Raw genomic sequence first — 25401 nt, 5'->3', positions numbered from 1 at the left:
GACCGGCGGCCCGCGGCACCTGTGGTGATCATCGATTTGGCCCTGAGGCCGCCGACCCGTACTGTGGTGTTCACCGACGCGGGGTGGAGCAGCTCGGTAGCTCGCTGGGCTCATAACCCAGAGGTCGCAGGTTCAAATCCTGTCCCCGCTACTGAAGACAGAACAGCAGGCCCGGTGCTCAGGCACCGGGCCTGCTGTTCTGCGTGGCCCAAGGGGCCGCGTCGGCGGCTACCGGCCTGCTCGTTCCGCCGGATGCGGCCGTCGCCGGGGCATCGGCACGGCCGAGGAGGCAGGATGGCCGGATCCGGTTCCCCCGCCGGGCGGCCGATGGCGAGGACCGTACGGCGGCCCCTGCCTGGCCGGCCGGGAACGCAGCTCAAAGGGAACAGGTCCGGTCTCCGAGCCGCGCGAACCACTCGGAATCGGCCGTAAGGCGTCGATAGATGCTGACTTGTGTTCAGCAGGCCGGTCCGGACCAATGCATTCCCAACACTCTTCCTGTGAGGATGCCTTCCGGACCCCCTGCAGAACCCCCCGAAGAGCTGACCTCCCCGCTCGCGTACGAAGGTGTCTGGCGGTTCACCGCCCCGGCACTGGAGGCCTCGGTGCCGCAGGCACGGCACGCGGTCCGGGATCTGCTCGCCGAACAGTGTGTGCCCGTCGCCGCCGCGATCATGGACGGCCTGCTGCTCATCGTCTCCGAACTCGTCACCAACGCCGTCCGGCACGCCGCCCTGCTCTCGCCCCAGATCGCCGTACAGGTCACCCTCGGGGCGAACTGGCTACGGGTCGCGGTCGAGGACGACCACCCCTACCGCCCCAAGGCACTGGAGGCGGACCAGGGTGATCTCGGCGGCCGCGGGCTGTGGCTGGTCAAGACGCTCACCGCGGAGGTGGGCGGCAAATGCGGTGTCGAGCACACGAGGAACGGCGGCAAGGCCATCTGGGCCGAGCTGCCGCTCACCCCGCCGGTTACCAGCCCGCCGCTCCTCCTGTGAGCTCGCGCACCGCCGGCCGCGCCGCATCCAGCACGGTCATGAACCATGCGGAGAACGGTGCCTCGGCATGCCGCTCGGCCAGCTCATCCGGCGTCACGAAGGCGATCTCGCCGATCTCCTCGGGGTCGGGCGCCGTCTCGGCCCGCACCAGCCCGACGAACAGGTGGTTGTACTCCTGCTCCACGAGGCCGGACGCCGGGTCGGGATGGTTGTAACGGACCGTGCCGGCCTCGGCCATCAGGGAGGGCGCCACGCCCAGCTCCTCCGCGGTCCGGCGGGCGGCGGCCGCAAACGGCGCCTCGCCCGGGTACGGATGTCCGCAGCAGGTGTTGGACCACACACCGGGGGAGTGGTACTTCCCCAGCGCCCGGCGCTGCAGCAGCAGCCGGCCCTTCTCGTCGAAGAGGAAGACCGAGAAGGCCCGGTGCAGCTGCCCGGGGGGCTGGTGGGCCGCGAGCTTCTCCGCGGTGCCGATCGTCGTACCGTCCTCGTCGACCAGCTCCAGCATGATCGGTTCGGCGGTGCCGCCCGGTGTGCTCACCGCCGGGTCCCCGGCGGTCTGTCCGTTGGCAGGTGTGATCGGCATGCCCATCCTTGTCGTCGGTCTTCGACGCCAAGTCTGCCCTAGCCGGGTCCGCATCACCGGCACAGCGGGTGCGCGGCGCAACATGCCCGCGCGCCGGCCATGGAGCGCGCCTGCCGTGAGATGGTCCACATCCCCTGCCGCGCGCCCTGTCCCCGGCGCGGCGGGCGCCGCGCGGCGCGCTGCCGGCACCGGCGGACGGCGAGCGTCCCCGGACCTGCGATGGCTCTCACCACACCGGTCACGGCGCAACCCGCCCGCCCTGTGACCAGCCCTCTCATAACCGGCACCGGATCGGGTCCCGGGCCCCCGGGCCAGTTGTTCATGGGCCACCCGATCCACCATGATGATCGCGGCAGGCGCAGCCGTCGGTCACTCGATCGTGCGGTGAATGCGCGGTGAACGGCCGCATCCGGCGATCCGATAGCCTCTGCCGACGTGCCACCCGGCCCTCCCAGGGACGAGGTGTGCCACGCCCGCTGCCCGGGTAGTTCGTATCGAATGCGGACGGACCGGCGCTGCCTTGTCAGCATCCAAGGAGTGAGTTCGTCTGTCGACCGCCATCCTCACCGGTCCGCCGGTCGCCGGGTCGCCGCTCGAAGCCGACCTGCGCACGCTGGGTTTTGACGTCCGTACGGCGAACGATCCCGCGGCCGCCGCCGAGCTGATCCACGCGGTGCCCGCCCAGGAGCGGGTCGCCGTCGTCGATCCCCGCTTCGTCGGCCATCTGCACGCCCTGCGGCTGGCGCTGACCGACCCCCGCTACCCGGCCGCGGCCGTGCCCGGCGTGCTCACCGCGCAGCCCGCGGCCCGCGCCGCGCTGGCCCGCGCGGTCGGCAGGATCCCGGTCGGCGCCGGCACCGCCCACCTCACGGACGTCCTCACCGACACCCTCACCGAGTCCCTCGACCGCGAGGAGACCGGTCTGCACTGCGTCGAGCTGGGCAGCCTGGTCGCCACCGTCGCGCTCACCCCGGCACAGCGCGAGGAGGCACGGGAGGCCGTCGCCGCCGTCGACGACGAGGCCGTACGGCTGCGCACCGCCGTGAAGTCCCGCGACGGGTTCTTCACGACCTACTGCATCAGCCCGTACTCCCGCTACCTCGCTCGCTGGTGCGCGCGGCGCGGGCTCACCCCCAACCAGGTCACCACCGCGTCGCTGCTCACCGCGCTGATCGCGGCCGGCTGCGCGGCCACCGGAACCCGTGGCGGCTTCATCGCCGCCGGCTTCCTGCTGCTGTTCTCCTTCGTCCTGGACTGCACCGACGGGCAGCTCGCCCGCTACTCCCTGCAGTACTCGACGATGGGCGCCTGGCTCGACGCCACCTTCGACCGGGCCAAGGAGTACGCGTACTACGCAGGCCTCGCCCTGGGTGCGGCCCGGGGCGGCGATGACGTCTGGGCGCTGGCGCTCGGCGCGATGGTCCTGATGACCTGCCGCCACGTTGTCGACTTCTCCTTCAACGAGGCGAACCACGACGCCACCGCCAACACCAGCCCCACCGCCGCGCTCTCCGGCAAGCTAGACAGCGTCGGCTGGACGGTCTGGGTGCGCCGGATGATCGTGCTGCCGATCGGCGAACGCTGGGCCATGATCGCGGTGCTCACCGCGCTGACCACCCCGCGCATCGTCTTCTACGCCCTGCTCATCGGCTGTGCGCTGGCCGCCTGCTACACCACGGCCGGCCGGGTGCTGCGCTCGCTGACCCGCCGGGCCCGGCGCACCGACCGCGCCGCCCAGGCACTGGCCGACCTCGCCGACTCCGGGCCGCTCGCCGAGCTGATCGCCGCCGGTGCGCGCGGCCGCGGCAGGACCAGTTCCTACCTGGCGCCCGCTATGGCGTTTCTCTCGGCCGCGGTGCTGCTGGTCTGGGTGATTTTCGAGAACGACCCCGCGTCCTGGCTCACCGTCGGCGTCGCCCTCTGCTCCGCGCTGCTGGCCGGTGCGGCGGTGTCCCGGCCGCTCAAGGGCGCCCTCGACTGGCTGGTGCCGCCCTTCTTCCGGGCCGGTGAGTACGTCACCATCCTGGTGCTGGCCGCCCGCGCGGATGTCCCCGGAGCGCTGCCCGCGGCGTACGGGCTGGTCGCGGCGGTCGCCTACCATCACTACGACACGGTCTACCGCATCCGCGGTGGCACCGGAGCCCCTCCGCGGTGGCTGGTCCGGGCGACCGGCGGACATGAGGGACGGATCCTCGTGGTCACTGTCCTCGCCGCCGCGCTGTCCCCCTCAGGTTTCACAATCGCGCTGACGGCCCTTGCTGTGGCCCTGGCGCTGCTGGTGCTCATCGAGAGCATCCGCTTCTGGGTGTCCTCCCAAGCACCCGCCGTACACGATGAAGGAGAACCCGCATGATCGGCCTCGTGCTGGCTGCCGGCGCCGGACGGCGTCTGCGCCCCTACACCGACACCCTGCCCAAGGCTCTGGTGCCGGTCGACGGGGACACGACCATCCTCGACCTGACCCTCGGCAACTTCGCCGAGATCGGCCTGACCGAGGTCGCGATCATCGTCGGCTACCGCAAGGAAGCCGTCTACGAGCGCAAGGAGGCCCTGGAGCAGAAGTACGGCCTCAAGCTCACCCTCATCGACAACGACAAGGCCGAGGAGTGGAACAACGCCTACTCCCTGTGGTGCGGCCGTGACGCCATCAAGCACGATGTGATCCTCGCCAACGGCGACACCGTGCACCCGGTCTCCGTCGAGAAGACCCTGCTCGCCGCCCGCGGCAACGGCCAGAAGATCATCCTCGCGCTGGACACCGTCAAGCAGCTCGCCGACGAGGAGATGAAGGTCATCGTGGACCCCGCCAAGGGCGTCCAGAAGATCACCAAGCTGATGGACCCGGCCGAGGCGACCGGTGAGTACATCGGCGTGACCCTCATCGAGGGTTCGGCGGCCGAGGAGCTGGCCGACGCCCTGAAGACCACCTTCGAGCGGGACCCCGACCTCTACTACGAGGACGGCTACCAGGAGCTCGTCAACCGCGGCTTCAAGGTGGACGTGGCCCCGATCGGCGACGTCAAGTGGGTCGAGATCGACAACCACGACGACCTGGCGAAGGGCCGTGACATCGCATGCCAGTACTGACCCGCCTCATCCCGTCCCCGGTCGTCGTTGACATCAACGCCGGCGCCCTGGACGACCTGGCGGGCCTGCTGGCCGATCAGCGCATCTCCGCGTCCGGCAAGCTCGCCATCGCGATCAGCGGCGGCTCGGGGGCGCGGCTGCGCGAGCGGCTGTCGCCCGCGCTGCCCGGCGCCGAGTGGTACGAGGTCGGCGGCGGCACCCTGGACGACGCGATCAAGCTGGCCGACGCCATGAAGAAGGGGCACTACGACGCGGTCGTGGGCCTGGGCGGCGGCAAGATCATCGACTGTGCCAAGTTCGCCGCCGCGCGGATCGGCCTGCCGCTGGTCGCCGTCGCGACGAACCTGTCGCACGACGGTCTGTGCTCGCCGGTCGCCACGCTGGACAACGATGCGGGCCGCGGCTCCTACGGTGTGCCGAACCCGATCGCCGTGGTGATCGACCTCGACATCATCCGCGAGGCCCCGGTCCGGTTCGTCCGCTCCGGCATCGGCGATGCGATCTCCAACATCTCCGCGGTCGCGGACTGGGAGCTCTCCCACCGTGAGACCGGAGAGGCGATCGACGGACTGGCCGCCGCCATGGCACGCCAGGCCGGCGAGGCCGTGCTCCGGCACCCGGGCGGCGTCGGCGACGACCCCTTCCTCCAGGTGCTCGCCGAGGGTCTGGTCCTCACCGGCATCTCGATGTCGGTGGCCGGCGACAGCCGCCCGGCGTCCGGCGCCTGCCACGAGATCAACCACGCGCTCGACATCCTCTACCCCAAGCGTGCGGCGAGCCACGGCGAGCAGTGCGGCCTCGGCGCCGCCTTCGCCACGCATCTGCGCGGGGACAAGGAGACCCGGGACCTGATGGTCGAGGTGCTGCGCCGGCACGGTCTGCCGGTCACGCCGGGCGAGATCGGCTTCACGGACGAGGAGTTCGTCCAGGCCGTCGAGTACGCACCCAAGACCCGCCCCGGGCGCTACACCATCCTGGAGCACCTCGACCTGTCCACCGACCAGATCAGGGACGCTTACGCCGACTATGCACAAGCCGTCAGTAGCTGAACTCCGCCCGGTCGTGCACCCCGAGGGTGTCAAGGACCGGCGCAGCGGTGAGCACTGGGGCGGTCGCCTCTACATGCGCGAGATCTCCTTGCGCATCGACCGGCACCTGGTGAACACGAAGGTCACGCCCAACCAGCTGACCTACCTGATGACCGTCTTCGGCGTCCTCGCCGCCCCGGCACTGCTGGTGCCGGGGATCGCGGGCGCCGTGCTCGGCGTGCTGATGGTCCAGCTGTACCTGCTGCTCGACTGCGTCGACGGCGAGGTCGCCCGCTGGAAGAAGCAGTTCTCGCTCGGCGGGGTGTACCTGGACCGGGTCGGCGCCTACCTGTGCGACGCCGCGGTGCTGGTCGGCTTCGGTCTGCGCGCCGCCGACCTGTGGGGCTCCGGCCGGATCGACTGGCTGTGGGCCTTCCTCGGCACCCTCGCCGCCCTCGGCGCCATCCTGATCAAGGCCGAGACCGACCTCGTCGGTGTCGCCCGTCACCAGGGCGGGCTGCCGCCGGTCAAGGAAGCGGCGTCCGAGCCGCGGTCGTCCGGAATGGCGCTGGCCCGCAAGGCCGCCGCGGCGCTGAAGTTCCACCGGCTCGTCCTCGGGATCGAGGCGTCCCTGCTGATCCTGGTCCTGGCGGTCCTGGACACGATCAGGGGCGACCTGTTCTTCTCCCGTCTCGGCGTCGCCGTGCTCGCCGGTATCGCGATCCTCCAGACCCTGCTCCACCTCGTGTCCATCCTCGCCTCCAGCAGGCTCAAGTGACGGGGGCGTCCCGAATGCGACTCGGTGCGGTTGTCCTGACCATGGGCAACCGCCCCGAGGAGCTGCGCGCGCTGCTGGACTCGGTCGCCAAGCAGAACGGCGACCCGATCGAGATCGTCGTCGTCGGCAACGGTTCGCCGCTGCCCGAGCTCCCCGAGGGCGTACGGACCGTCGAGCTGCCGGAGAACGTCGGCATCCCGGCCGGCCGCAATGTCGGCATCGAGGCGTTCGGCCCCGGCGGCAGTGACGTCGACGGGCTGCTCTTCCTCGACGACGACGGGCTCCTGGCCAGGGAGGACACCGCCGAGCTGTGCCGCGAGGCCTTTGCCGCGGACCCTGAGCTGGGCATCATCAGCTTCCGGATCGCGGACCCGGACACCGGCGAGACCCAGCGTCGGCACGTCCCGCGGCTGCGCGCCGCGGACCCGATGCGGTCGTCGCGGGTCACCACCTTCCTCGGTGGTGCGAACGCGGTCCGCACGCATGTCTTCGAGGAGGTCGGCGGGCTGCCCGACGACTTCTTCTACGCCCACGAGGAGACCGATCTGGCCTGGCGGGCACTGGACGCGGGCTGGCAGATCGACTACCGGTCGGACATGGTCCTCTACCACCCGACGACGGCACCGGCCCGGCACGCGGTCTACCACCGGATGGTGGCCCGTAACCGTGTGTGGCTGGCCCGCCGCAACCTCCCCGCCCTGCTGGTTCCGGTCTATCTCGGTGTCTGGTTGCTGCTCACCCTCGCCCGCCGGCCGTCGCGACCGGCGCTGCGGGCCTGGCTGGGCGGCTTCAAGGAGGGCTGGGTCACGCCGTGCGGTCCCAGGCGCCCCATGAAGTGGGCTACCGTTTGGCGACTGACCCGACTGGGCCGCCCTCCCGTCATCTGACAAGCTCGTATCTGAGAGCATCAGGCGCGAACCGGGGCGCTGCCCCGGCAGCGCACCTTGAGGACGAAAGTGTCAACTGTGAGCGAGACCACGCACGACAGTGCGGTCGCCATGAGTGCCCCGCCATCTTCCGACGAAGGGCTCACTGCTGCCCAGCGGGCCCAGAAGTACGGGCTTTCGCAGAGCGGGGCCCGCCCCGGCCTTGCGGAGTACGTCCGGCAGCTGTGGGACCGGCGGCATTTCATCTCCGCCTTTGCCAGCGCCAAGATGACGGCGCAGTACAGCCAGGCGAAGCTGGGCCAGGTGTGGCAGGTGGCGACGCCGCTGCTGAACGCGCTCGTCTACTACCTCATCTTCGGTCTGCTGATCGGTACCCGGGACGGCGTCCCGGACTTCGTCCCGTTCCTGGTGACGGGTGTCTTCATCTTCACCTTCACCCAGAGCTCGGTGATGGCCGGCACGAAGTCGATCTCGGGCAATCTCGGTCTGGTGCGGGCGCTGCACTTCCCGCGGGCCTGTCTGCCGGTCTCGTTCTGCCTGATGCAGCTGCAGCAGCTGTTCTTCTCCATGGGTGTGCTGGTCGTCATTCTGCTGGGCTTCGGGCAGCTGCCGACGTGGTCGTGGCTGCTGGCCATTCCGGCGCTGGCGCTGCAGTTCGTGTTCAACACGGGGCTGGCGATGGTGATGGCGCGGCTGGGCTCCAAGACCCCGGACCTGGCGCAGCTGATGCCGTTCATCATGCGGACGTGGATGTACGCGTCCGGCGTGATGTTCAGCATCGACCTGATCCTCAAGGGCAAGCACGTCCCCGCCTTCGTGGAGGTGCTGCTCAATGTCAATCCGGCGGCCGTCTACATCGACCTGATGCGGTTCGCGCTGATCGACAGCTTCACGGACGACAAGCTGCCGCCGCATGTGTGGGCGTCCGCCGGGGGCTGGGCGCTGCTGATGGGCGTCGTGGGCTTTGTGTATTTCTGGAAGGCTGAGGAGCGGTACGGACGTGGCTGAGCAGAACAACGGCGTCCAGCCGACCGAGGCGGCCCAGGAACGGATCCCGACGGTGATCGCGGACGATCTGCACATCGTCTACCGGGTCTACGGCACGGGTGCGGGCAAGGGCGGCGCCACCGCGGCCCTGAACCGCATCGTGCGCCGCAAGCCCTCCTCGGGGGTGCGTGAGGTGCACGCGGTCAAGGGCGTCTCCTTCACCGCCTACCGGGGCGAGTCGATCGGGCTGATCGGTTCCAACGGCTCGGGCAAGTCGACGCTGCTCAAGGCGGTCGCCGGCCTGCTGCCCGCGGAGCGTGGCAAGGTCTACACGCACGGGCAGCCCTCGCTGCTGGGTGTCAACGCGGCCCTGATGAACGATCTGACCGGCGAGAAGAACGTCGTCCTCGGCGGTCTGGCGATGGGCATGAGCCGTGAGCAGGTCCGTGAGCGCTACGAGGGCATCGTCGACTTCTCCGGCATCAACGAGAAGGGCGACTTCATCTCGCTGCCGATGCGCACCTATTCCTCCGGTATGGCGGCCCGGCTGCGGTTCTCCATCGCCGCGGCCAAGGACCACGATGTGCTGATGATCGACGAGGCGCTGGCCACCGGTGACCGCAGCTTCCAGAAGCGCTCCGAGGCCCGCATCCGCGAACTGCGCAAGGAAGCCGGCACGGTCTTCCTGGTCAGCCACAACAACAAGTCCATCCGCGACACCTGCGACCGCGTCCTGTGGCTGGAGCGCGGCGAGCTGCTGATGGACGGCCCGACGGACGAAGTCATCAAGGCGTACGAAAAGGAGACGGGCAAGTAGTCCGCTCCGCACTCGAAGGCCTCCGCGAGTCCGCCTCGCGGAGGCCTTCGAGTGTGAAGAACAGGTCAACTCCGGCGGGTCCGGGAACAGTTCGGACTTAAGGGACGTTGACCGGATCGATGTCTCACGCTTCGGGACCCGCTCGGACGTGGGTGAGATGTACGACGTAAGCTGTACGGGTACCGAACAGCACAAGTGGTATATGTCGGGCAATGCTCACCCGGGCGGGCGATGCGGGCTCGATCGGGCGCGTCGCCTGCTGCGGCGTGTCCGAAATAGGATGTTTTAGCTTGGCGGTGTAGAACGGGAGACGTGACGGCAATGGCTACTGGTTCGCTCCGGCACCGAAATGCGCCGGGCAGCCCCCGGTGAGCCGAGACAACGAGCAGGCGCGTCGCGCCTTCCTCCGGAGGGGGGCGGCGGATGACGGGCGGGAGCAGACGCGCACCGTGCTCGATCAGGCCGCACACGAGAATTTCCCGGTCGCGCCGTTCTTCCTGCCCCGCGCCTGGCGGACCGATCTGATGGCCGTCTACGGCTTCGCCCGGCTCGTCGACGACATCGGTGACGGCGATCTCGCACCCGGCGGCGGCGATGCCGTACTCCTCGGGCTGGACCGCGCGCAAGGTGGGGACCGGCCGGCATTGCTGGACGCACTGGAGGCGGACCTCCACCGCGTCTTCAGCGACCGGGCCCCCGGCCCCCGGCATCCGCTGCTGCGCCGGCTCGGCCCGACCGTCCGCCGCTGCGCGCTGACCCCCGAGCCGTTCCTCGCGCTGATCGAGGCCAACCGGCAGGACCAGCGGGTGAGCCGCTACGGCACCTACGACGACCTGGTCGCCTACTGCGAGCTGTCCGCCAACCCCGTCGGCCGGCTCGTCCTCGGCATCACCGGCACCGCGAGCCCCGAGCGCATCCGTCGCTCGGACGCGGTCTGCACCGCCCTGCAGATCGTCGAACACGTCCAGGACGTGGCCGAGGACCTCGGGCGCGACCGTGTCTACCTCCCCGCCGAGGACATGAAACGCTTTGGTGTCACCGAGGCCGATCTGGCCGCGCCGAGCGGGGGCGTATCGGTGCGCGCATTGATCGCGTACGAAGCGGAACGCGCCCGTGAGCTGCTGAATGAAGGCACCCCGCTGGTGGGTAGCGTCCACGGCAGACTCAAGCTGCTGCTGGCCGGATTCGTGGCCGGCGGACGCGCTGCACTCCAGGCGGTCGCGGCCGCCGATCACGACGTACTCCCTGGACCGCCCAAGCCGACCAAGCTCAGCCTGCTGCGCGAGGTAAGGGCGACATTGCGAAGAGAGGGGTGAGTCGGACCGTGGAGGCATCTGCACACGCGTCCGCGCCGGTGCTCGCTGCGTATCGCTACTGCGAGGCCATCACCGGGCAGCAGGCACGCAACTTCGCCTATGGCATCCGGCTGCTGCCGACCGACAAGCGGCAGGCCATGTCGGCGCTCTACGCCTTCTCCCGCCGGATCGACGACATCGGCGACGGCACCCTGGAGCCCGCCGCCAAGCAGGGGCGCCTGGAGGACACCCGGGCGCTGCTGGCCCGCATCAAGGACGGCCGGATCGCCGACGACGACACCGATCCGGTCGCCGTCGCGCTGTCCGACGCCGCCCGCCGCTTCCCGCTGCCGCTGGACGGTCTCGACGAGCTGATCGACGGCGTGCTGATGGATGTGCGCGGCGAGACCTACGAGACCTGGGACGAGCTGAAGGTCTACTGCCGCTGCGTCGCCGGTGCCATCGGCCGCCTCTCGCTGGGCGTGTTCGGCACGGTCCCGGGCGCGCACGACGCCGAGCGCGCGTCCGAGTACGCCGATACCCTCGGCCTCGCGCTCCAACTGACCAACATCCTCAGGGATGTTCGCGAGGACGCCGGCAACGGGCGCACCTATCTGCCCGCCGAGGACCTCGCCAAGTTCGGCTGTGCGGCCGGCTTCGAGCGTCCCGTACCGCCGCCCGGCTCGGACTTCAGCGGTCTGGTGCACTTCGAGGTGAAGCGGGCCCGCGCGCTGTTCGCCGAGGGCTTCCGGCTGCTGCCGATGCTCGACCGGCGCAGCGGCGCCTGTGTGGCCGCGATGGCCGGCATCTACCACCGCCTGCTGACGCGGATCGCCGCCGACCCCGAGGCGGTGCTGCGCGGGCGGGTCTCCCTGCCCGGCCGGGAGAAGGCCTTTGTCGCGGTACGCGGACTGTCCGGGCTCGACGCGCGGGCGATCGGCCGCCGGCAGGCCGTCCGGAGGCGCGGATGATGTGCCGGGCGGCGAACGACGGCGGTGACCCCGCGTCAGCGCGGCGGGCAACCCTCCCCCGGGTTGCTGCGTCTGTGACAGGAGTACGGGGGGAGAACACATGACATCGGGAGCCACGCGGCTCGACCGGCACCGTGACCTGCCGCCCGGCCGTCCCGAAGAAGGGGCGGCTGCGGTGGTCATCGGGGGCGGTCTCGCGGGCACGACCGCGGCGCTCGCACTGGCCGACGCGGGGCTGCGGGTCACCCTGATCGAGGGCCGGCCCCGCCTCGGCGGACTGGTCTTCTCCTTCCGCCGCGACTCCACCGCCGGCGAACTGACCGTCGACAACGGCCAGCATGTCTTTCTGCGCTGCTGCACCGCCTACAGCCGACTGCTGGAGCGGATCGGCGCCGCACATCTGGTGCCCCTCCAGGAGCGGATGGACGTACCGGTTCTGGACGCCGACCGGATGCGGCTCGGCCGGCTGCGCCGCACCGCGCTGCCCGTTCCGCTGCACCTCGCCCGAAGTCTCGCCGGCTACCCGCATCTCTCCCCCGTCGAGCGGGCCGGGGTGGTGCGGGCCACCCTCGCGCTCAAGGGCCTCGACCCGGCCGACCCCGCGCTGGACGGTCTGGACTTCGGCAGCTGGCTGCGCCGGTACGGGCAGTCGGCCCGCGCGATCGAGGCGCTGTGGGACCTGGTCGGCATCGCCACCCTCAACGCCCGTGCCGGTGACGCCTCGATGGGCCTGGCCGCCAAGGTCTTCAAGACCGGGCTGCTGTCCGCCCCCGGCGCCGCCGACATCGGCTGGTCCCGCGTCCCGCTCGGCGACGTCCACGACACCCTCGCCCGCACGGCCCTGGAGAAGGCCGGCGTGCGCATCGCCCTGCGCACCCGCGCCGGGGCGGTGGTGCGCCGGGACGACGGCTGGCAGGTGTCGGTGGAGCACGGCCCGCACGGCACCGAGCAGCTCACCGCGGACACCGTCGTCCTCGCCGTACCGCAGCGCGAGGCGCACGGCCTGCTGCCCGACGGGGCGCTGGACGGCAAGGACCGGCTGCTGGACATCGGCACCGCCCCGATCCTCAACCTCCATGTCGTCTACGACCGCAAGGTGCTGCGCCGCCCGTTCTTCGCCGCGGTCGGCTCGCCGGTCCAGTGGGTCTTCGACCGCACCGACGCCTCGGGACTGACGCGGATCGCCGGGAACGAGCGCTGCCAGTATCTGGCGGTCTCGCAGTCGGCCGCGCAGGAGGAGATCGACCAGCCGGTCGCCAAGCTCCGCGCCCGCTATCTGCCCGAGCTGGAGCGGCTGCTGCCCGCCGCCCGGGGCGCCAGGATCCGCGACTTCTTCGTCACCCGCGAGCGCACCGCGACGTTTGCGCCCGCCCCGGGCGTCGGCAGGCTCCGCCCCGCCGCCCGCACTCAAGCTCCCGGCCTGTTCCTGGCCGGTGCGTGGACCGCCACCGGGTGGCCCGCGACCATGGAAAGCGCTGTTCGCAGCGGCACTGCCGCCGCTCGCGAGGCACTCAACGAACTCGGCTTCCCCCAGGGCCAGTTGCCTCAGGAGGCGGCATGACTACGAGTACGAGCGCTCGCACGAGCACGAGCGTCGGAAACAGAGGAGAAACCGTGAATCCGGCTTCCCCAGCTATCGACACCGAGAGCGTCACCGCGCTGCTGGAGCGTGGGCGGACACTCGCCACCCCCGTGCTGCGTGCCGCCGTGGACCGGCTCGCTCCTCCCATGGACACCGTCGCCGCGTACCACTTCGGCTGGATCGACGCCGAGGGCCACCCCACCGCGGGTGACAGCGGCAAGGCGGTCCGGCCCGCGCTCGCCCTGCTGTCGGCCGAGGCCGCCGGTGCGGCCCCCGAGGTCGGTATCCCCGGCGCGGTCGCCGTCGAGCTGGTGCACAACTTCTCGCTGCTGCACGACGACCTCATGGACGGCGATGAGCAGCGCAGGCACCGCGACACCGTCTGGAAGGTGCACGGCCCCGCGCAGGCCATCCTCGTCGGCGACGCGCTGTTCGCCCTCGCCAACGAAATACTGCTGGAGCTCGGCACGGTCGACGCCGGCCGCGCCACCCGCCGGCTCACCCTGGCCACCCGCAAGCTGATCGACGGCCAGGCGCAGGACATCTCCTACGAGCACCGCGAGCGGGTCACCGTCGAGGAGTGCCTGGAGATGGAGGGCAACAAGACCGGCGCGCTGCTGGCCTGCGCCGTCTCCATCGGCGCGGTCCTGGGCGGGGCCGACGACCGCACTGCGGACACCCTGGAGAAGTACGGCTACCACCTGGGCCTTGCCTTCCAGGCCGTCGACGACCTGCTCGGCATCTGGGGCGACCCGGAGGCCACCGGCAAGAAGACCTGGAGCGATCTGCGTCAGCGCAAGAAGTCGCTGCCGGTGGTCGCCGCGCTGGCGGCCGGTGGCCCGGCCTCCGAGCGTCTCGCTGAGATCCTGGCGGCCGACGCGAAGAAGAGCGAGACCGAGATTGCCGACTTCACCGAGGAAGAGTTCGCCTCCCGCGCGGCCCTCATCGAGGAGGCCGGGGGCCGCGAGTGGACCTCCCAGGAGGCCCGCCGTCAGCACGCCACCGCCATCGCCGCACTGGACGAGATCGCCATGCCGGAGCAGGTCCGCGCCCAGCTCGTCGCGCTCGCGGACTTCGTCGTCGTCCGGCAGAGGTGACTCGCGGACCTCGTCGTCGTACGACAGAGATGAGCAGTATCGAAACCGAATAGTTCGCAGTCGCCGGCCGGCGCCAGCCGGGCGCCGGCCGACGGAATCCCTGAGCACGCTTTTCACAGTTCACTGCAGAAGGGGAAGCCATGACAGCGACGACCGACGGAAGCACCGGGGCACTGCCGCCCCGGGCCCCCTCGGCCAGCGATGCCACCGCTGAGAACACCGCACCACCCGCGTCCACACGGACCGCCGTACGGCATGACACGGCGGACGCCGCCCGGCGCGCGACCGCACGCGCCACCGGCTATCTGCTGTCCGTCCAGGACCCCGCAGGATGGTGGAAGGGCGACCTCGAGACCAACGTCACGATGGACGCCGAAGACCTGCTGCTCCGTCAGTTCCTCGGTATCCAGGACCCCGAGCTCACCGAGGCCGCCGCCCGCCACATCCGCGGGGAGCAGGGCGCGGACGGCACCTGGGCCACCTTCTACGGCGGGCCCGGCGAACTCTCCGCCACCATCGAGGCCTATGTCGCCCTGCGGCTCGCCGGTGACGCCCCGGACGCCCCGCACATGGCCAAGGCCGCCGCCTGGGTCCGCGGGCAGGGCGGGGTCGCCGCGGCCCGGGTCTTCACCCGCATCTGGCTGGCGCTCTTCGGCTGGTGGAAGTGGGACGACCTGCCCGAACTGCCGCCGGAACTCCTCTACTTCCCCAAGTGGTTCCCGCTCAACATCTATGACTTCGGGTGCTGGGCGCGGCAGACCATCGTGCCGCTGACCATCGTCTCGGCCAAGCGCCCGGTGCGCCCGGCGCCGTTCGCCCTCGACGAGCTGCACACCGATCCGCGTCACCCCAACCCGCCCCGGCCGCTCGCCCCCGCCACCAGCTGGGATGGGGTGTTCCAGCGCCTCGACAAGGCGCTGCACCTCTACCGCAAGGTCGCCCTCCGTAAGCTGCGCGCCGCCGCGATGCGCTCCGCCGCCCGCTGGATCATCGAGCGGCAGGAGAACGACGGCTGCTGGGGCGGTATCCAGCCCCCCGCGGTCTACTCCATCATCGCCCTGCACCTCTGCGGCTACGACCTCGACCACCCCGTGCTGCGGACCGGTCTGGCCTCCCTCGACCGGTTCGCCGTATGGCGCGAGGACGGCGCACGGATGATCGAGGCCTGCCAGTCCCCGGTCTGGGACACCTGTCTGGCGACCATCGCGCTGGCCGACGCCGGACTGCCTGCCGACCACCCGCAGCTGGTCAAGGCGGCTGAGTGGATGCTCGCCGAGCAGATCGACCGGCCCGGCGACTGGAGCGTGAAAAGGCCCCAACTCCCGTCCGGGGGATGGGGTTTCGAGTTCGAGAACGACAACTACCCGGACATCGACGACACCGCGGAGGTGGTGCTCGCGCTGCGCCGCGTCCAGCACCCCGATCCGCTGCGGGTCGACGCCGCGGTGCGCCGCGCGGTGCGCTGGAACCTCGGTATGCAGTCCAAGAACGGGGCCTGGGGCGCCTTCGACGTCGACAACACCAGCCCGTTCCCCAACCGGCTGCCGTTCTGCGATTTCGGGGAGGTCATCGACCCGCCGTCGGCCGATGTCACCGCCCATGTCGTCGAGATGCTCGCCGACGTCGGCCGCACCCATGATCCGCGCACCCGCCGCGGTATCGCCTGGCTGCTGGCCGAACAGGAGTCCAGTGGCGCCTGGTTCGGCCGCTGGGGCACCAACTACCTCTACGGCACCGGCTCGGTGCTCCCCGCGCTCGCCGCGGCCGGTGTCCCCGGCTCGCACCCCGCGGTCCGCCGGGCCGTGCGCTGGCTGGAGCGGGTGCAGAACGACGACGGCGGCTGGGGCGAGGACCAGCGGTCCTACCAGGACAAGGAGCGGTGGGCGGGGCGCGGCGCCTCGACCGCCTCGCAGACCGCCTGGGCGCTGATGGCGCTGCTCGCGGCCGGGGAGCGGGACAGCGAGGCGGTACGGCGCGGGGTGCGCTGGCTGACCGCGACCCAGCGCGAGGACGGTTCCTGGGACGAGCCGTACTTCACCGGCACCGGCTTCCCCTGGGACTTCTCCATCAACTACCACCTGTACCGCCAGGTCTTCCCGCTGACGGCCCTGGGCCGCTACGTCAACGGGGGACCGGTCGGCGCCCCGGTGGGGGCCTGATGCCGAGACGGGCCCCGACGGACGCGGAACCACCGCTGCTGATCGCCTGTGCGCTCGGCATCGAGCGGTTCGCGCTGCGCGGCGGGGGCCGCGGGGGAGCGGCGGGCGGAGGAGCCGGCCCGCGGGTGGTCACGCTCCGCACCGGCATGGGCCCCCAGGCGGCCGAACGCGCCCTGACCGAAGCACTGAGTGAGGGGTCGGTCACCGAACGTTCCCCTGTTGTCGCCAGCGGTTTCTGCGCCGGCCTCGCCCCCGGGATGCGCCCCGGGGACGTGGTCGTCGCCGAGGCCACCCGCGGCCACCAGGCCGCCGCGCCGGAGACGCCCTGCCGTGACAACGGCCCGCTGCTCCGGGCCCTGCGAGAGCGCGGTCTGACCGTGCACAGCGGACTGCTGTGCGGCTCCGACCATGTCGTACGCGGTACGGAGCGGGCCGAGCTGCATGCTGCGGGCGCGGTCGCGGTGGACATGGAGTCCGCCGCCACCCTCCGTGCCGCCCAGCGCGCCGGCCGCCGTCCGGTTGCGGCCGTCCGGGTGGTCGTGGACGCTCCAGAACATGAACTCGTACGCATCGGCACCGTCCGCGGTGGAATATCGGCCTTCCGGGTGCTGCGCTCCGTACTTCCCGTTTTCCATGAATGGCACCGTTCTTTGCTGCTCCCCTGGAGGTGAGCCAGATGGCCATGCCGCTCCGTCAGTCCATCCGGGTCGGTACCTATCTTTTTGAACAGAAGGTGATCCGGCGGCGGGAGAAGTTCCCGCTCATCGTCGAGCTGGAACCACTCTTCGCCTGCAATCTGAAATGCGAGGGCTGCGGGAAGATCCAGCACCCGGCGGGCGTGCTCAAGCAGCGCATGCCGGTGGCGCAGGCGGTCGGGGCGGTGCTGGAGTCGGGCGCTCCGATGGTGTCCATCGCCGGCGGCGAGCCCTTGATGCACCCGCAGATCGACGAGATCGTGCGGCAGTTGGTGGCGAAGCGGAAGTATGTCTTCCTGTGCACCAACGCGATGTTGTTGCGCAAGAAGCTGGAGAAGTTCACCCCCTCGCCGTATTTCGCGTTCGCGGTGCACATCGACGGCATGCGGGAACGCCACGATGAATCCGTCGCCAAGGAAGGCGTTTTCGACGAGGCGGTAGCGGCGATCAAGGAAGCCCAGCGGTGCGGCTTCCGGGTCACCACCAACTCCACCTTCTTCAACACCGACACCCCGCAGACCATCATCGAGGTCCTCAATTTCCTCAATGACGATCTGAAGGTCGACGAAATGATGCTGTCGCCCGCCTACGCCTACGAGAAGGCCCCCGACCAGGAGCACTTCCTCGGCGTCGAACAGACCCGGGAACTGTTCAAGAAGGCCTTCGCCGGCGGCAACCGGCGCCGCTGGCGGCTCAACCACAGTCCGCTCTTCCTGGACTTCCTGGAGGGCAAGGCGGACTTCCCGTGCACGGCCTGGGCGATCCCCAACTACTCGCTGTTCGGCTGGCAGCGCCCCTGCTACCTCATGAGCGACGGGTACGTCCCGACGTACCGGGAGCTCATCGACGAGACCGACTGGGACAAGTACGGCCGCGGCAAGGACCCGCGCTGCGCCAACTGCATGGCGCACTGCGGCTACGAGCCGACCGCCGTCCTCGCCACCATGGGCTCGCTGAAGGAGTCCCTCAGGGCGGCCAGGGACACCGTCGCGGGAAACCGCGGATGACCCGTTGAGCAAGGGGAGCCCGTCGTCAGGGCTCCCCGGCCGTCGGCCCGGTCCGGCCCATGCGCCGTACGGCGTGTGAGCCGGACCGGACCGGGCACCGTCCGCTGAATCAGGAGAGGGGGACCGGACATGAGGTTTCTGACGCACGCCGAGCGTGGTGAGCCGGCCGGTCCCGGCCTCACCCCGGCCGAGACCGCCGCCCGGATCAGCGGTGTGCCGGCCCGTAAGGAGAGGCAGTCGTGACCGGATTCGACCTGACCGAGCTGCTCGCCGAACGCGGTGGCGAGCGCTACGCGCTGCACAGCCGCCACCTCAACCACCAACTGCCGCGGATGCTGCACACCATCGGCTTCGACAAGGTCTACGAGCGGGCCGAGGGCGCGTACTTCTGGGACGACGACGGCCAGGACTACCTGGACATGCTCGCCGGGTTCGGGGTGATGGGCCTCGGCCGGCACCACCCCGTCGTCCGGCAGGCGCTGCACGACGTCCTGGACGCCGGACTGGCCGATCTCACCCGCTTCGACTGCCAGCCGCTGCCCGGCCTGCTCGCCGAGAAGCTGCTGACCCACGCGCCCCATCTCGACCGGGTCTTCTTCGGCAACAGCGGCACCGAAGCCGTCGAGACCGCCCTGAAGTTCGCCCGCTACGCCACCGGCCGCCCCCGCATCCTCTACTGCACCCATGCCTTCCACGGCCTGACCACCGGCTCGCTCTCCGTCAACGGTGAGGACGGCTTCCGGGACGGCTTCGCCCCGCTGCTGCCGGACACCGCCATCGAGCTGGGTGATCTGGCCGCGCTGGAACGGGAGTTGAAGCGCGGGGATGTGGCCGGATTCGTGGTCGAGCCCATCCAGGGCAAGGGCGTACACCCGACCCCGCCCGGTTTTCTGCGCGCCGCTCAGGAACTGCTGCACCGGCACAAGGCCCTGCTGATCGCCGATGAGGTGCAGACCGGCCTGGGCCGCACCGGCGACTTCTTCGCCTATCAGCACGAGGACGGTGTCGAGCCGGATCTGGTGTGTGTGGCCAAGGTACTGTCCGGCGGATATGTGCCGGTCGGGGCGACCCTCGGCAAGGACTGGATCTTCAAGAAGGTCTACTCGTCCATGGACCGGGTGCTGGTGCACTCCGCCAGCTTCGGTGCCAACGCGCAGGCGATGGCCGCCGGTCTGGCGGTGCTCTCGGTGCTGGAGGACGAGCAGCTCGTGGCCGGTGCCCGGCGCACCGGCGAGCTGCTGCGCTCCCGGCTGGCGGAGCTGATTCCCCGGTACGAGCTGCTGCACGACGTACGGGGCCGCGGTCTGATGATCGGCATCGAGTTCGGCCGCCCCAAGTCCCTCGGCCTGCGGAGCCGCTGGACGATGCTGCAGACGGCCCGCAAGGGGCTGTTCGCGCAGATGGTCGTGGTGCCGCTGCTGCAGCGGCACCGCATCCTGACCCAGGTCTCCGGTGACCATCTGGAGGTCATTAAGCTGATTCCGCCGCTGATCATCGGCGAGCGGGAAGTGGACCGTTTCGTCGAGGCGTTCACGGCTGTCATGGACGACGCCCATGGGGGCGGCGGCCTGATGTGGGACTTCGGGCGGACGCTGGTCAAGCAGGCGGTCGCCAACCGCTGACCGACGACACGGGGGGATTGCCATGGTGGCTGCGGCGACGGCACGGGCCGTCAACGATATGACGGCCCGCTGGGCGCGCGAGACGGTGGGGGAGCGGAACAGCGTGCTGACCGCGGCCGGTGTCTGGCCGTTGCTGGCCCTGCTCGCCGGCCCGGCCGCCGGCCCGGCCCGCCAGGAGCTGGCCGAAGCGCTCGGCACCGACGCGCGGCACGCCGTACGCGAAGGCCGTGAGCTGCTCGCCGCGCTGGCGGCGGCGGACGGCGTCGATGCCGCGGTGGGGCTGTGGGCCCGCCGCACGCTGACCCTGCACCCCGAGTGGCTGGGCAGCCTGCCGCCCGCCGCGCACGGCGAGCTCACCGCCGACCCCGCCGCGGACCAGGAAGCGATGGACTCCTGGGCACGCCGGCACACCGACGGGCTGATCGAGCAGATGCCGGTGCAGGTGACTCCCGACCTGCTGCTCGTTCTGGCGAGCGCGCTGCTGGTGCGCACGACCTGGGTGGAACCGTTCCAGGCGTTCCCCGGCGGGGCCTTCGAAGGGCCCTGGGCGGGGCGGGAGTTGATGGCGCTGAGCCGCTCCGGGCCGGACGTGGACGGGGTGGCGGTGCACGGCACACCGGCCGGGCCGCTGACCGCGGTACGGGTCGAGGGCGACAACGGACTGGACGTCCATCTGCTGCTCGGCGGGCCGGAGGTGCCGGGCGGCGAGGTGCTGCGGCACGGTGTCGCCGCGCTGGACGGCGCCTATCGGGCCGTGTCCGGCGCGGCGCTGTCCGAGGGCGCTGACGGGCCGGGGCTGACGGTGACGACGGTACCGAGCTACGACGGCGTCCCGTGCTTCAACCTCACTGCCACGCAGTTCACCGTCGACGCCGATCACGATCTGCTGAAGCATGCGGCCCTCTTCGGGCTCGCCACCGCGACCGACACCTCCCGCGGACACTTTCCCGGCATCAGCGACCAGCCGCTCGCGGTGTCGGCCGCCCGGCAGACGGCGACCGCGACCTTCGGTCCCCTGGGTTTCCGGGCGGCCGCGGTCACGGTCATGCCGGTCGCCGCGGGCTCCGTGCCACCGCCCCCGCCGTACCGGGCCCAGCAGATCTCGGCCCGCTTCGACCGCCCCTTCGGCTTCCTCGCGGTGCACCGGGCGTCGGGGCTGGTGCTGGTCGCGGGGTGGGTGGCCACGCCGTGAGCGGAGCTGCCGTCGTCAGTCCGTCAGCAGCTGGTCACGCAGCCGTTCGCGGGTGGCGGGCGTCAGCTGCAGACCGTCGGTGAGGTACTTCTCCGTCGAGCCCCAGGTCTGGTGGATCGCGTCGTAGGCGGCCGTGAGGTAGTCGGTGTGTGCCCCGAACAGCGGTGAGAGCAGCTCCATGACCTCCTGCGACATCCCGACCGCGGAGTTGTCAGAGCGGCGGATCTTGTAGCGGCGGTGGGGATCGTTGGACTTGAGGTAGTCCGCCTCGATGGCGTCCCGTTCCACCCCGACCGCGAGCAGGGTCACGGCGACGGACAGGCCCGCCCGGTCCTTGCCGGCCGCACAGTGCATCAGCGCCGGGAGGCTGTCCTCGGCGAGCGCATGCAGCACCCTGCTGTGGTCTTCGGTGCGGGTGGTGATGATGTGGCGGTACGTCGCGGCCATACGGGCCGCGGCCTTGCCGTCGCCGAGTGCGGAGCGCAGCTCGTCCAGCTCACCGTCGCGCACCATCGCCCAGAATTCCGCGCCGTCGGCCGGGTCGGTGAGCGGGATGTTCACATTGCGCACGCCGGGCAGCGTGACATCGGGGCCTTCCATCTTGATGTCCGAGGCATTGCGGAAATCGAAGATGGTGTGCAGCCCGAGGCCGGCCAGAAAGGCGGAGTCGGCCTCGGTCGCATGGGCGAGGTGACCGCTGCGGAACAGCCTGCCCTCCCGTACGCGACGCCCGTCCACGGTCGGCAGACCGCCCACATCGCGGAAGTTGCGGACCTCCGTGAGCTCGGGCTGGGCCTGTGGGACCTGCGGCGTCTGCTGCGTCACGGGCGCGCTCCTCGGGTTCGGCCGCCGACGCTGCTCGTCGGCGAGGCGGGGCACCACCGACGATACGACATTGATGCAATAGACAATCAGGTCGCAATGGTGGTGTCACGACGCGCGCCGAAGTGCCGGGGAGCAGGGTGCGGTCGAACATTATTCCGACTTGAGCAGAATTTGACCTGGTGGCATTAATCACCCCTCGTCAACCCCTGGTTACGGTGGCGTAAGTCACTTCTTGAGGTGAAGTATGTCCTGACGTGGCAGACGATTCGAAGTACTTCAGCAACGGCGCCCTGGGCGCCATCGGGTCGTACGCAGCCGTCGGGGACAGCTTCACAGAGGGGGTCGGGGATCCCGGCCCTGACGGGGCGTACATCGGTTGGGCGGACCGGCTCGCGGTTCTGCTCTCGGACCAACAGGCCGAGGGGGACTTCCGCTATGCGAATCTCGCGGTCCGGGGCCGGCTCCTGGACAAGATCGTGGAGGAGCAGGTGCCCCGGGCGAAAGCCCTCGCTCCTGCGCTGGTGACGTTCTGTGCCGGCGGCAATGACATCCTGCGGCCGGGCTCGGACCCGGACGCGGTCGCCGAGCGTTATGAGGCGGCGGTCGCCGATCTGCGGGAGGTGGTCGGCACGGTCCTGCTGTGCACCGGCTTCGACACCCGCGGCGTCCCCGTCCTCAAGCATCTGCGCGGCAAGATCGCGACGTACACGGCGCATGTCCGGGCCATCGCGGACCGGCACGACTGCCCGGTCCTGGATCTGTGGTCGCTCAAGTCGGTGCAGGACCGGCGGGCGTGGAGCGACGACCGGCTGCATCTGTCCGCCGACGGGCACACCCGGGTGGCGCTGCGCGCGGCGCAGGTGCTCGGGCTGCGGGTGCCGGCCGATCCGGACCAGCCCTGGCCCCCGGAGGCGGAGCGTTCGGCCGCCGAGGCGCGGCGGGACAACATCCACTGGGCGCGGGAGCACCTCGTCCCGTGGATCGGACGCCGGCTGCGCGGGGAGTCCTCCGGCGACCATGTCGAGCCCAAGCGGCCCGACCTGCTGCCGCTGTAGGGCGGCCGCGGGCCGGGCAGGGTCCATGGCATGACGGAGGCCCCGTTTCCGCGGATGCGGAGCGGGGCCTCAGCGTGCGAGGGAGGAGTACGGCAGGTCCGCCCAGACCACCCGGCCATGACCGCTGTCGGCGGGCCGTGATCCCCAGCTTTCGGACAGTGCGCCGACGAGGAACAGCCCTCGTCCGCACTCCTGGTCCACGCTGCCGGGCTGGATGTGCGGCGCCGAGTCCTCCGGGCCGCCCTGGTCCGTGATCTCTATGCGTATGTGCGCGCCGAAGAGGGCGAGCTCGCAGCCGACCTTCTCGCTGTCGGTGTGCCGTACCGCGTTGGTGAACAGCTCGGAAACCACCAACTCCACGTCGTCGCGGACTTGTTGATCCGCGCCCCACTCGCACAGCAGCGCACTGACGCGTCTGCGCGCCTCGGGTACGGACGTGCGTCGCGCCGGCAAGTGGAACGCGTCCTGCGGGTACTGGGCGACAAAGCCGCCACAGCGCCCTAACGAGGGAGCGTTGTTGGAGGAAGCCACGCCGTAACTATGTGCGATGTTGGTCACCGATGGCAAGGATCAGTCTGTAATTTGCAGAATCGTAAGTGCAGTCTGTTCCTTAATGTTGACGGCATGACACACTGCTGACAATTGAAGTCAGTTGGAGGCGATCGGACGTGGCGGACCCACGGTCGGCAGGTGCACCGACCGTCCTGCGGGTGGTGCTCGGCAAGCGACTGCAGGACCTGCGCGAGAAAGCGGGCCTCTCCTTCGAGCAGGCCGCGGCGGCCCTCGATGTGACCCACGCCACGATACGGCGCATGGAAAAGGCCGAGGTCGGACTCAAGCTCCCCTACGTCGAGAAACTGCTGGCGACCTATGGCGTCACCGACGAGGACGAGATCGAGGGCTTCGTCTCCCTCGCCCGCGAGGCCAACAAGCCCGGTTGGTGGCACCGGTTCCGCGATGTGCTGCCCGAGTGGTTCAGCGCCTTCGTCAGCCTGGAGAGCGAAGCCAATCTCATCCGGGCCTACCAACCGCACTATGTCCCCGGGCTGTTGCAGACCGAGGACTATGCCGCCGCCGTCCTCAAGGCCGGGATGCCGCACGCCTCCACGATGGATATCGACCGCATCGTCGCGCTGCGCATGGAGCGGCAGTCCCTGCTGACCCGTGACCACGCACCGATGCTGTGGGTGGTCATGGACGAAACCGTGCTGCGGCGCCCGATCGGCGGGCCGAAGGTGATGCGCGACCAGGTCACCCGGCTGATGGAGGCCACCGCGCTGCCGAACGTCCGGCTGCAGATCATGCCCTTCGCCGCGGGCCCGCACCCCGCCATGTACGGCCCTTTCCACCTCTTCCGCTTCCCGATCCCGGAACTCCCGGACATCGCTTACGCGGAGAGCCTCGTCGGAGCCGTGTACTTCGACCAGCGCAACGACGTCTCGCAGTTCCTGGAGGCCCTGGACCGGATGTGTGCACAGGCCGCGCCGGCACACACCACCAAGGCCATTCTGGGTGGCTTTCGCAAGGAGATCTGAACCATGGATCGCATACGCATCTACAACGGCATGCCCGCCAAAGAACTGGGAACTGAGGGCTGGCACAAGCCGTGGAGCGGCGGAAACGGCGGCGAGTGCGTCGAGGCCATGCGGCTGGGGGACGGCCGGATAGCGCTACGGCAGTCGACCGACCCGGACGGCCCGGCCCTGATCTACACCCACGGCGAAATGGTGAGCTTCATCGAGGGAGCGAAGGCCGGCCACGCCGACTTCCTGCTCGCGGCGGCGCCGGGCCGGTGCACCGAACGGAGGACGGCATGAGCGAGCAGGAAGTTTCCCAGGGGGTGCCGGACGGCGAGGTCCCGGAGATCGGACCGTATGTCCAGGGGCCGGAGCACTCGGGCTTTTCCGCCGAGGAGATCGACACCAGCCGGCCGCACCCCGCCCGGATGTACGACTACTACCTCGGCGGCTGGGACAACTACGAGGTCGACCGGGTGGCCGCGGAACGCGTCATCGAGGTCCACCCCCAGGTACGGCTGAGCGCCCGCGCCAACCGCGCCTTCCTGCGGCGGGCGGTGCGCGATCTGGTCGCCGGCGGCATCCGCCAGATCATCGACATCGGCACCGGCATCCCCACCTCGCCCAACACGCACGAGATGGCCCGGGAGACCGCTCCCGACACCCGCGTGGTGTACGTCGACAACGACCCGATCGTCGCCACCCATGCCGGGGCCCGGCTGACCAACACCGAACGCACCGGATTCGTGCTCGGTGATGCCCGCGACCCCAAGGCGCTGCTGGACCATCCCACCGTCCGGGAGCTGATCGACTTCGACCGGCCGGTGGCGCTGCTGCTGGTGGCCGTACTGCACTTCATCCGGGATGACGAGGATCCCGCCGCGCTCATCGCCACCCTCGCCGATGCGCTCCCCGCGGGCAGCCACCTCGTCCTGACACATGCGACCGGTGAGCCCTATGAGGCCTACGAGGGGGGCCGCACGGATGAGCGGGCGCGCGACGGCGTGGTGAACGTCTACAAGAGCGCCACCGCCACCCTCAATCTGCGGTCGAAGGCCGAGATCGAGCCGCTGTTCGGCCCGTTCGCCCTGCTGGAGCCGGGCGTTGTACGGGTGCCGCTGTGGCGGCCGGACGGCCGGGTGCCCGGTGCTGAGGAGCTCAACAACACCATTTTCTACGGGGGAGTGGGCCGCAAGAACTGACCGGCCGGGGCTTC

Annotated in this window: 24 protein-coding genes and 1 tRNA gene; 22 read left to right on the top strand and 3 right to left on the bottom strand. The window is 70.4% G+C overall.

Going from position 1 to position 25401, the window contains the following annotated elements:
* Positions 1-77: 77 nt before the first annotated feature.
* Positions 78-151 (top strand) — tRNA-Met (locus tag AB0C46_RS08100).
* A 355-nt stretch (positions 152-506) separates the two neighbouring features.
* Positions 507-998, top strand: a complete 492-nt coding sequence (locus AB0C46_RS08095) for an ATP-binding protein (protein WP_208680120.1) — start codon at positions 507-509, stop codon at positions 996-998.
* Here the strand turns inward: AB0C46_RS08095 and idi are convergent.
* Entirely contained in the window at positions 973-1584 is a 612-nt protein-coding gene (gene idi / locus AB0C46_RS08090; protein ID WP_362826636.1) for an isopentenyl-diphosphate Delta-isomerase, read from the bottom strand. The two genes, AB0C46_RS08095 and idi, sit on opposite strands and share 26 nt — an antisense overlap.
* A 547-nt stretch (positions 1585-2131) precedes the next feature.
* Here idi and AB0C46_RS08085 point away from each other — a divergent pair.
* From AB0C46_RS08085 to AB0C46_RS08010, 16 genes are all read left to right on the top strand, one after another.
* A complete protein-coding gene (locus AB0C46_RS08085; protein ID WP_362827006.1) occupies positions 2132-3937 on the top strand; it encodes a DUF5941 domain-containing protein in 1806 nt (601 codons plus the stop codon).
* Complete coding sequence (locus AB0C46_RS08080) at positions 3934-4671, top strand: phosphocholine cytidylyltransferase family protein (protein ID WP_018090622.1); 738 nt, start codon at positions 3934-3936, stop codon at positions 4669-4671. Before AB0C46_RS08085 ends, AB0C46_RS08080 begins: the two co-directional genes overlap by 4 nt.
* A complete protein-coding gene (locus tag AB0C46_RS08075; protein WP_362826634.1) occupies positions 4659-5720 on the top strand; it encodes an iron-containing alcohol dehydrogenase family protein in 1062 nt (353 codons plus the stop codon). Before AB0C46_RS08080 ends, AB0C46_RS08075 begins: the two co-directional genes overlap by 13 nt.
* Positions 5698-6477, top strand: a complete 780-nt coding sequence (locus AB0C46_RS08070) for a CDP-alcohol phosphatidyltransferase family protein (protein WP_362826632.1) — start codon at positions 5698-5700, stop codon at positions 6475-6477. Before AB0C46_RS08075 ends, AB0C46_RS08070 begins: the two co-directional genes overlap by 23 nt.
* 14 nt (positions 6478-6491) lie before the next feature.
* Complete coding sequence (locus AB0C46_RS08065; RefSeq protein ID WP_362826630.1) at positions 6492-7364, top strand: glycosyltransferase; 873 nt, start codon at positions 6492-6494, stop codon at positions 7362-7364.
* 78 nt (positions 7365-7442) lie between these two features.
* A complete protein-coding gene (locus AB0C46_RS08060; protein ID WP_362826628.1) occupies positions 7443-8372 on the top strand; it encodes an ABC transporter permease in 930 nt (309 codons plus the stop codon).
* Entirely contained in the window at positions 8365-9168 is an 804-nt protein-coding gene (locus AB0C46_RS08055) for an ABC transporter ATP-binding protein (RefSeq protein WP_362826627.1), read from the top strand. The genes AB0C46_RS08060 and AB0C46_RS08055 overlap by 8 nt, the downstream gene beginning before the upstream one ends.
* A 449-nt stretch (positions 9169-9617) precedes the next feature.
* The gene (gene hpnC / locus AB0C46_RS08050) at positions 9618-10484 is read left to right on the top strand and encodes a squalene synthase HpnC (protein WP_362827005.1); all 867 of its coding nucleotides are present in this window, start codon (positions 9618-9620) and stop codon (positions 10482-10484) included.
* Positions 10481-11434 carry a presqualene diphosphate synthase HpnD gene (gene hpnD, locus AB0C46_RS08045; RefSeq protein WP_362826625.1) on the top strand — a complete coding sequence of 318 codons (954 nt, stop codon included), beginning with the start codon at positions 10481-10483 and terminating at the stop codon, positions 11432-11434. The genes hpnC and hpnD overlap by 4 nt, the downstream gene beginning before the upstream one ends.
* Positions 11435-11534: 100 nt before the next feature.
* Complete coding sequence (gene hpnE, locus AB0C46_RS08040; protein WP_362826624.1) at positions 11535-12995, top strand: hydroxysqualene dehydroxylase HpnE; 1461 nt, start codon at positions 11535-11537, stop codon at positions 12993-12995.
* A gap of 53 nt (positions 12996-13048) precedes the next feature.
* The gene (locus tag AB0C46_RS08035; RefSeq protein ID WP_362826623.1) at positions 13049-14113 is read left to right on the top strand and encodes a polyprenyl synthetase family protein; all 1065 of its coding nucleotides are present in this window, start codon (positions 13049-13051) and stop codon (positions 14111-14113) included.
* 140 nt (positions 14114-14253) lie between these two features.
* Positions 14254-16272 (top strand): squalene--hopene cyclase, encoded by a 2019-nt coding sequence (gene shc / locus AB0C46_RS08030; RefSeq protein WP_362826622.1) that lies wholly within the window; start codon positions 14254-14256, stop codon positions 16270-16272.
* Entirely contained in the window at positions 16272-16943 is a 672-nt protein-coding gene (locus AB0C46_RS08025; RefSeq protein ID WP_362826620.1) for a 1-hydroxy-2-methyl-2-butenyl 4-diphosphate reductase, read from the top strand. Before shc ends, AB0C46_RS08025 begins: the two co-directional genes overlap by 1 nt.
* Before the next feature lie 5 nt (positions 16944-16948).
* Positions 16949-17974, top strand: a complete 1026-nt coding sequence (hpnH, locus tag AB0C46_RS08020; protein ID WP_362826619.1) for an adenosyl-hopene transferase HpnH — start codon at positions 16949-16951, stop codon at positions 17972-17974.
* A gap of 239 nt (positions 17975-18213) precedes the next feature.
* Positions 18214-19596, top strand: a complete 1383-nt coding sequence (locus AB0C46_RS08015) for an aspartate aminotransferase family protein (protein ID WP_362826617.1) — start codon at positions 18214-18216, stop codon at positions 19594-19596.
* Positions 19597-19618: 22 nt separating this feature from the next.
* Complete coding sequence (locus tag AB0C46_RS08010; protein WP_362826615.1) at positions 19619-20788, top strand: serpin family protein; 1170 nt, start codon at positions 19619-19621, stop codon at positions 20786-20788.
* 15 nt (positions 20789-20803) lie between these two features.
* Here AB0C46_RS08010 and AB0C46_RS08005 read toward each other — a convergent pair whose 3' ends face one another.
* Positions 20804-21613, bottom strand: coding sequence for a tyrosine-protein phosphatase (locus tag AB0C46_RS08005; RefSeq protein ID WP_362826613.1), 810 nt, complete (start codon positions 21611-21613; stop codon positions 20804-20806).
* Between the two features lie 254 nt (positions 21614-21867).
* Between AB0C46_RS08005 and AB0C46_RS08000 the strand changes: the two genes are divergently transcribed.
* Positions 21868-22668, top strand: a complete 801-nt coding sequence (locus tag AB0C46_RS08000; RefSeq protein ID WP_362826611.1) for an SGNH/GDSL hydrolase family protein — start codon at positions 21868-21870, stop codon at positions 22666-22668.
* A 69-nt stretch (positions 22669-22737) separates the two neighbouring features.
* On the opposite strand, the gene AB0C46_RS07995 is transcribed toward AB0C46_RS08000, so the two are convergent.
* The gene (locus tag AB0C46_RS07995; RefSeq protein WP_362826609.1) at positions 22738-23199 is read right to left on the bottom strand and encodes an ATP-binding protein; all 462 of its coding nucleotides are present in this window, start codon (positions 23197-23199) and stop codon (positions 22738-22740) included.
* Between the two features lie 137 nt (positions 23200-23336).
* Here AB0C46_RS07995 and AB0C46_RS07990 point away from each other — a divergent pair, with 137 nt between their 5' ends.
* The 3 genes from AB0C46_RS07990 to AB0C46_RS07980 are packed head-to-tail and all read left to right on the top strand — an operon-like array spanning position 23337 to position 25387.
* On the top strand, positions 23337-24203 hold the full coding sequence (locus AB0C46_RS07990) for a helix-turn-helix transcriptional regulator (RefSeq protein WP_362826607.1): 867 nt from the start codon (positions 23337-23339) through the stop codon (positions 24201-24203).
* Positions 24204-24206: 3 nt separating this feature from the next.
* Complete coding sequence (locus tag AB0C46_RS07985; RefSeq protein ID WP_362826606.1) at positions 24207-24485, top strand: DUF397 domain-containing protein; 279 nt, start codon at positions 24207-24209, stop codon at positions 24483-24485.
* On the top strand, positions 24482-25387 hold the full coding sequence (locus AB0C46_RS07980; protein ID WP_362826604.1) for an SAM-dependent methyltransferase: 906 nt from the start codon (positions 24482-24484) through the stop codon (positions 25385-25387). Before AB0C46_RS07985 ends, AB0C46_RS07980 begins: the two co-directional genes overlap by 4 nt.
* Positions 25388-25401: the final 14 nt, after the last annotated feature.

It is taken from the genome of Streptomyces sp. NPDC048637, from assembly GCF_040650675.1.
Classification (GTDB): domain Bacteria; phylum Actinomycetota; class Actinomycetes; order Streptomycetales; family Streptomycetaceae; genus Streptomyces.
The sequence above is the reverse complement of the archived record's forward strand: the minus strand, read 5'-3'. Positions and strand labels throughout refer to the sequence as shown.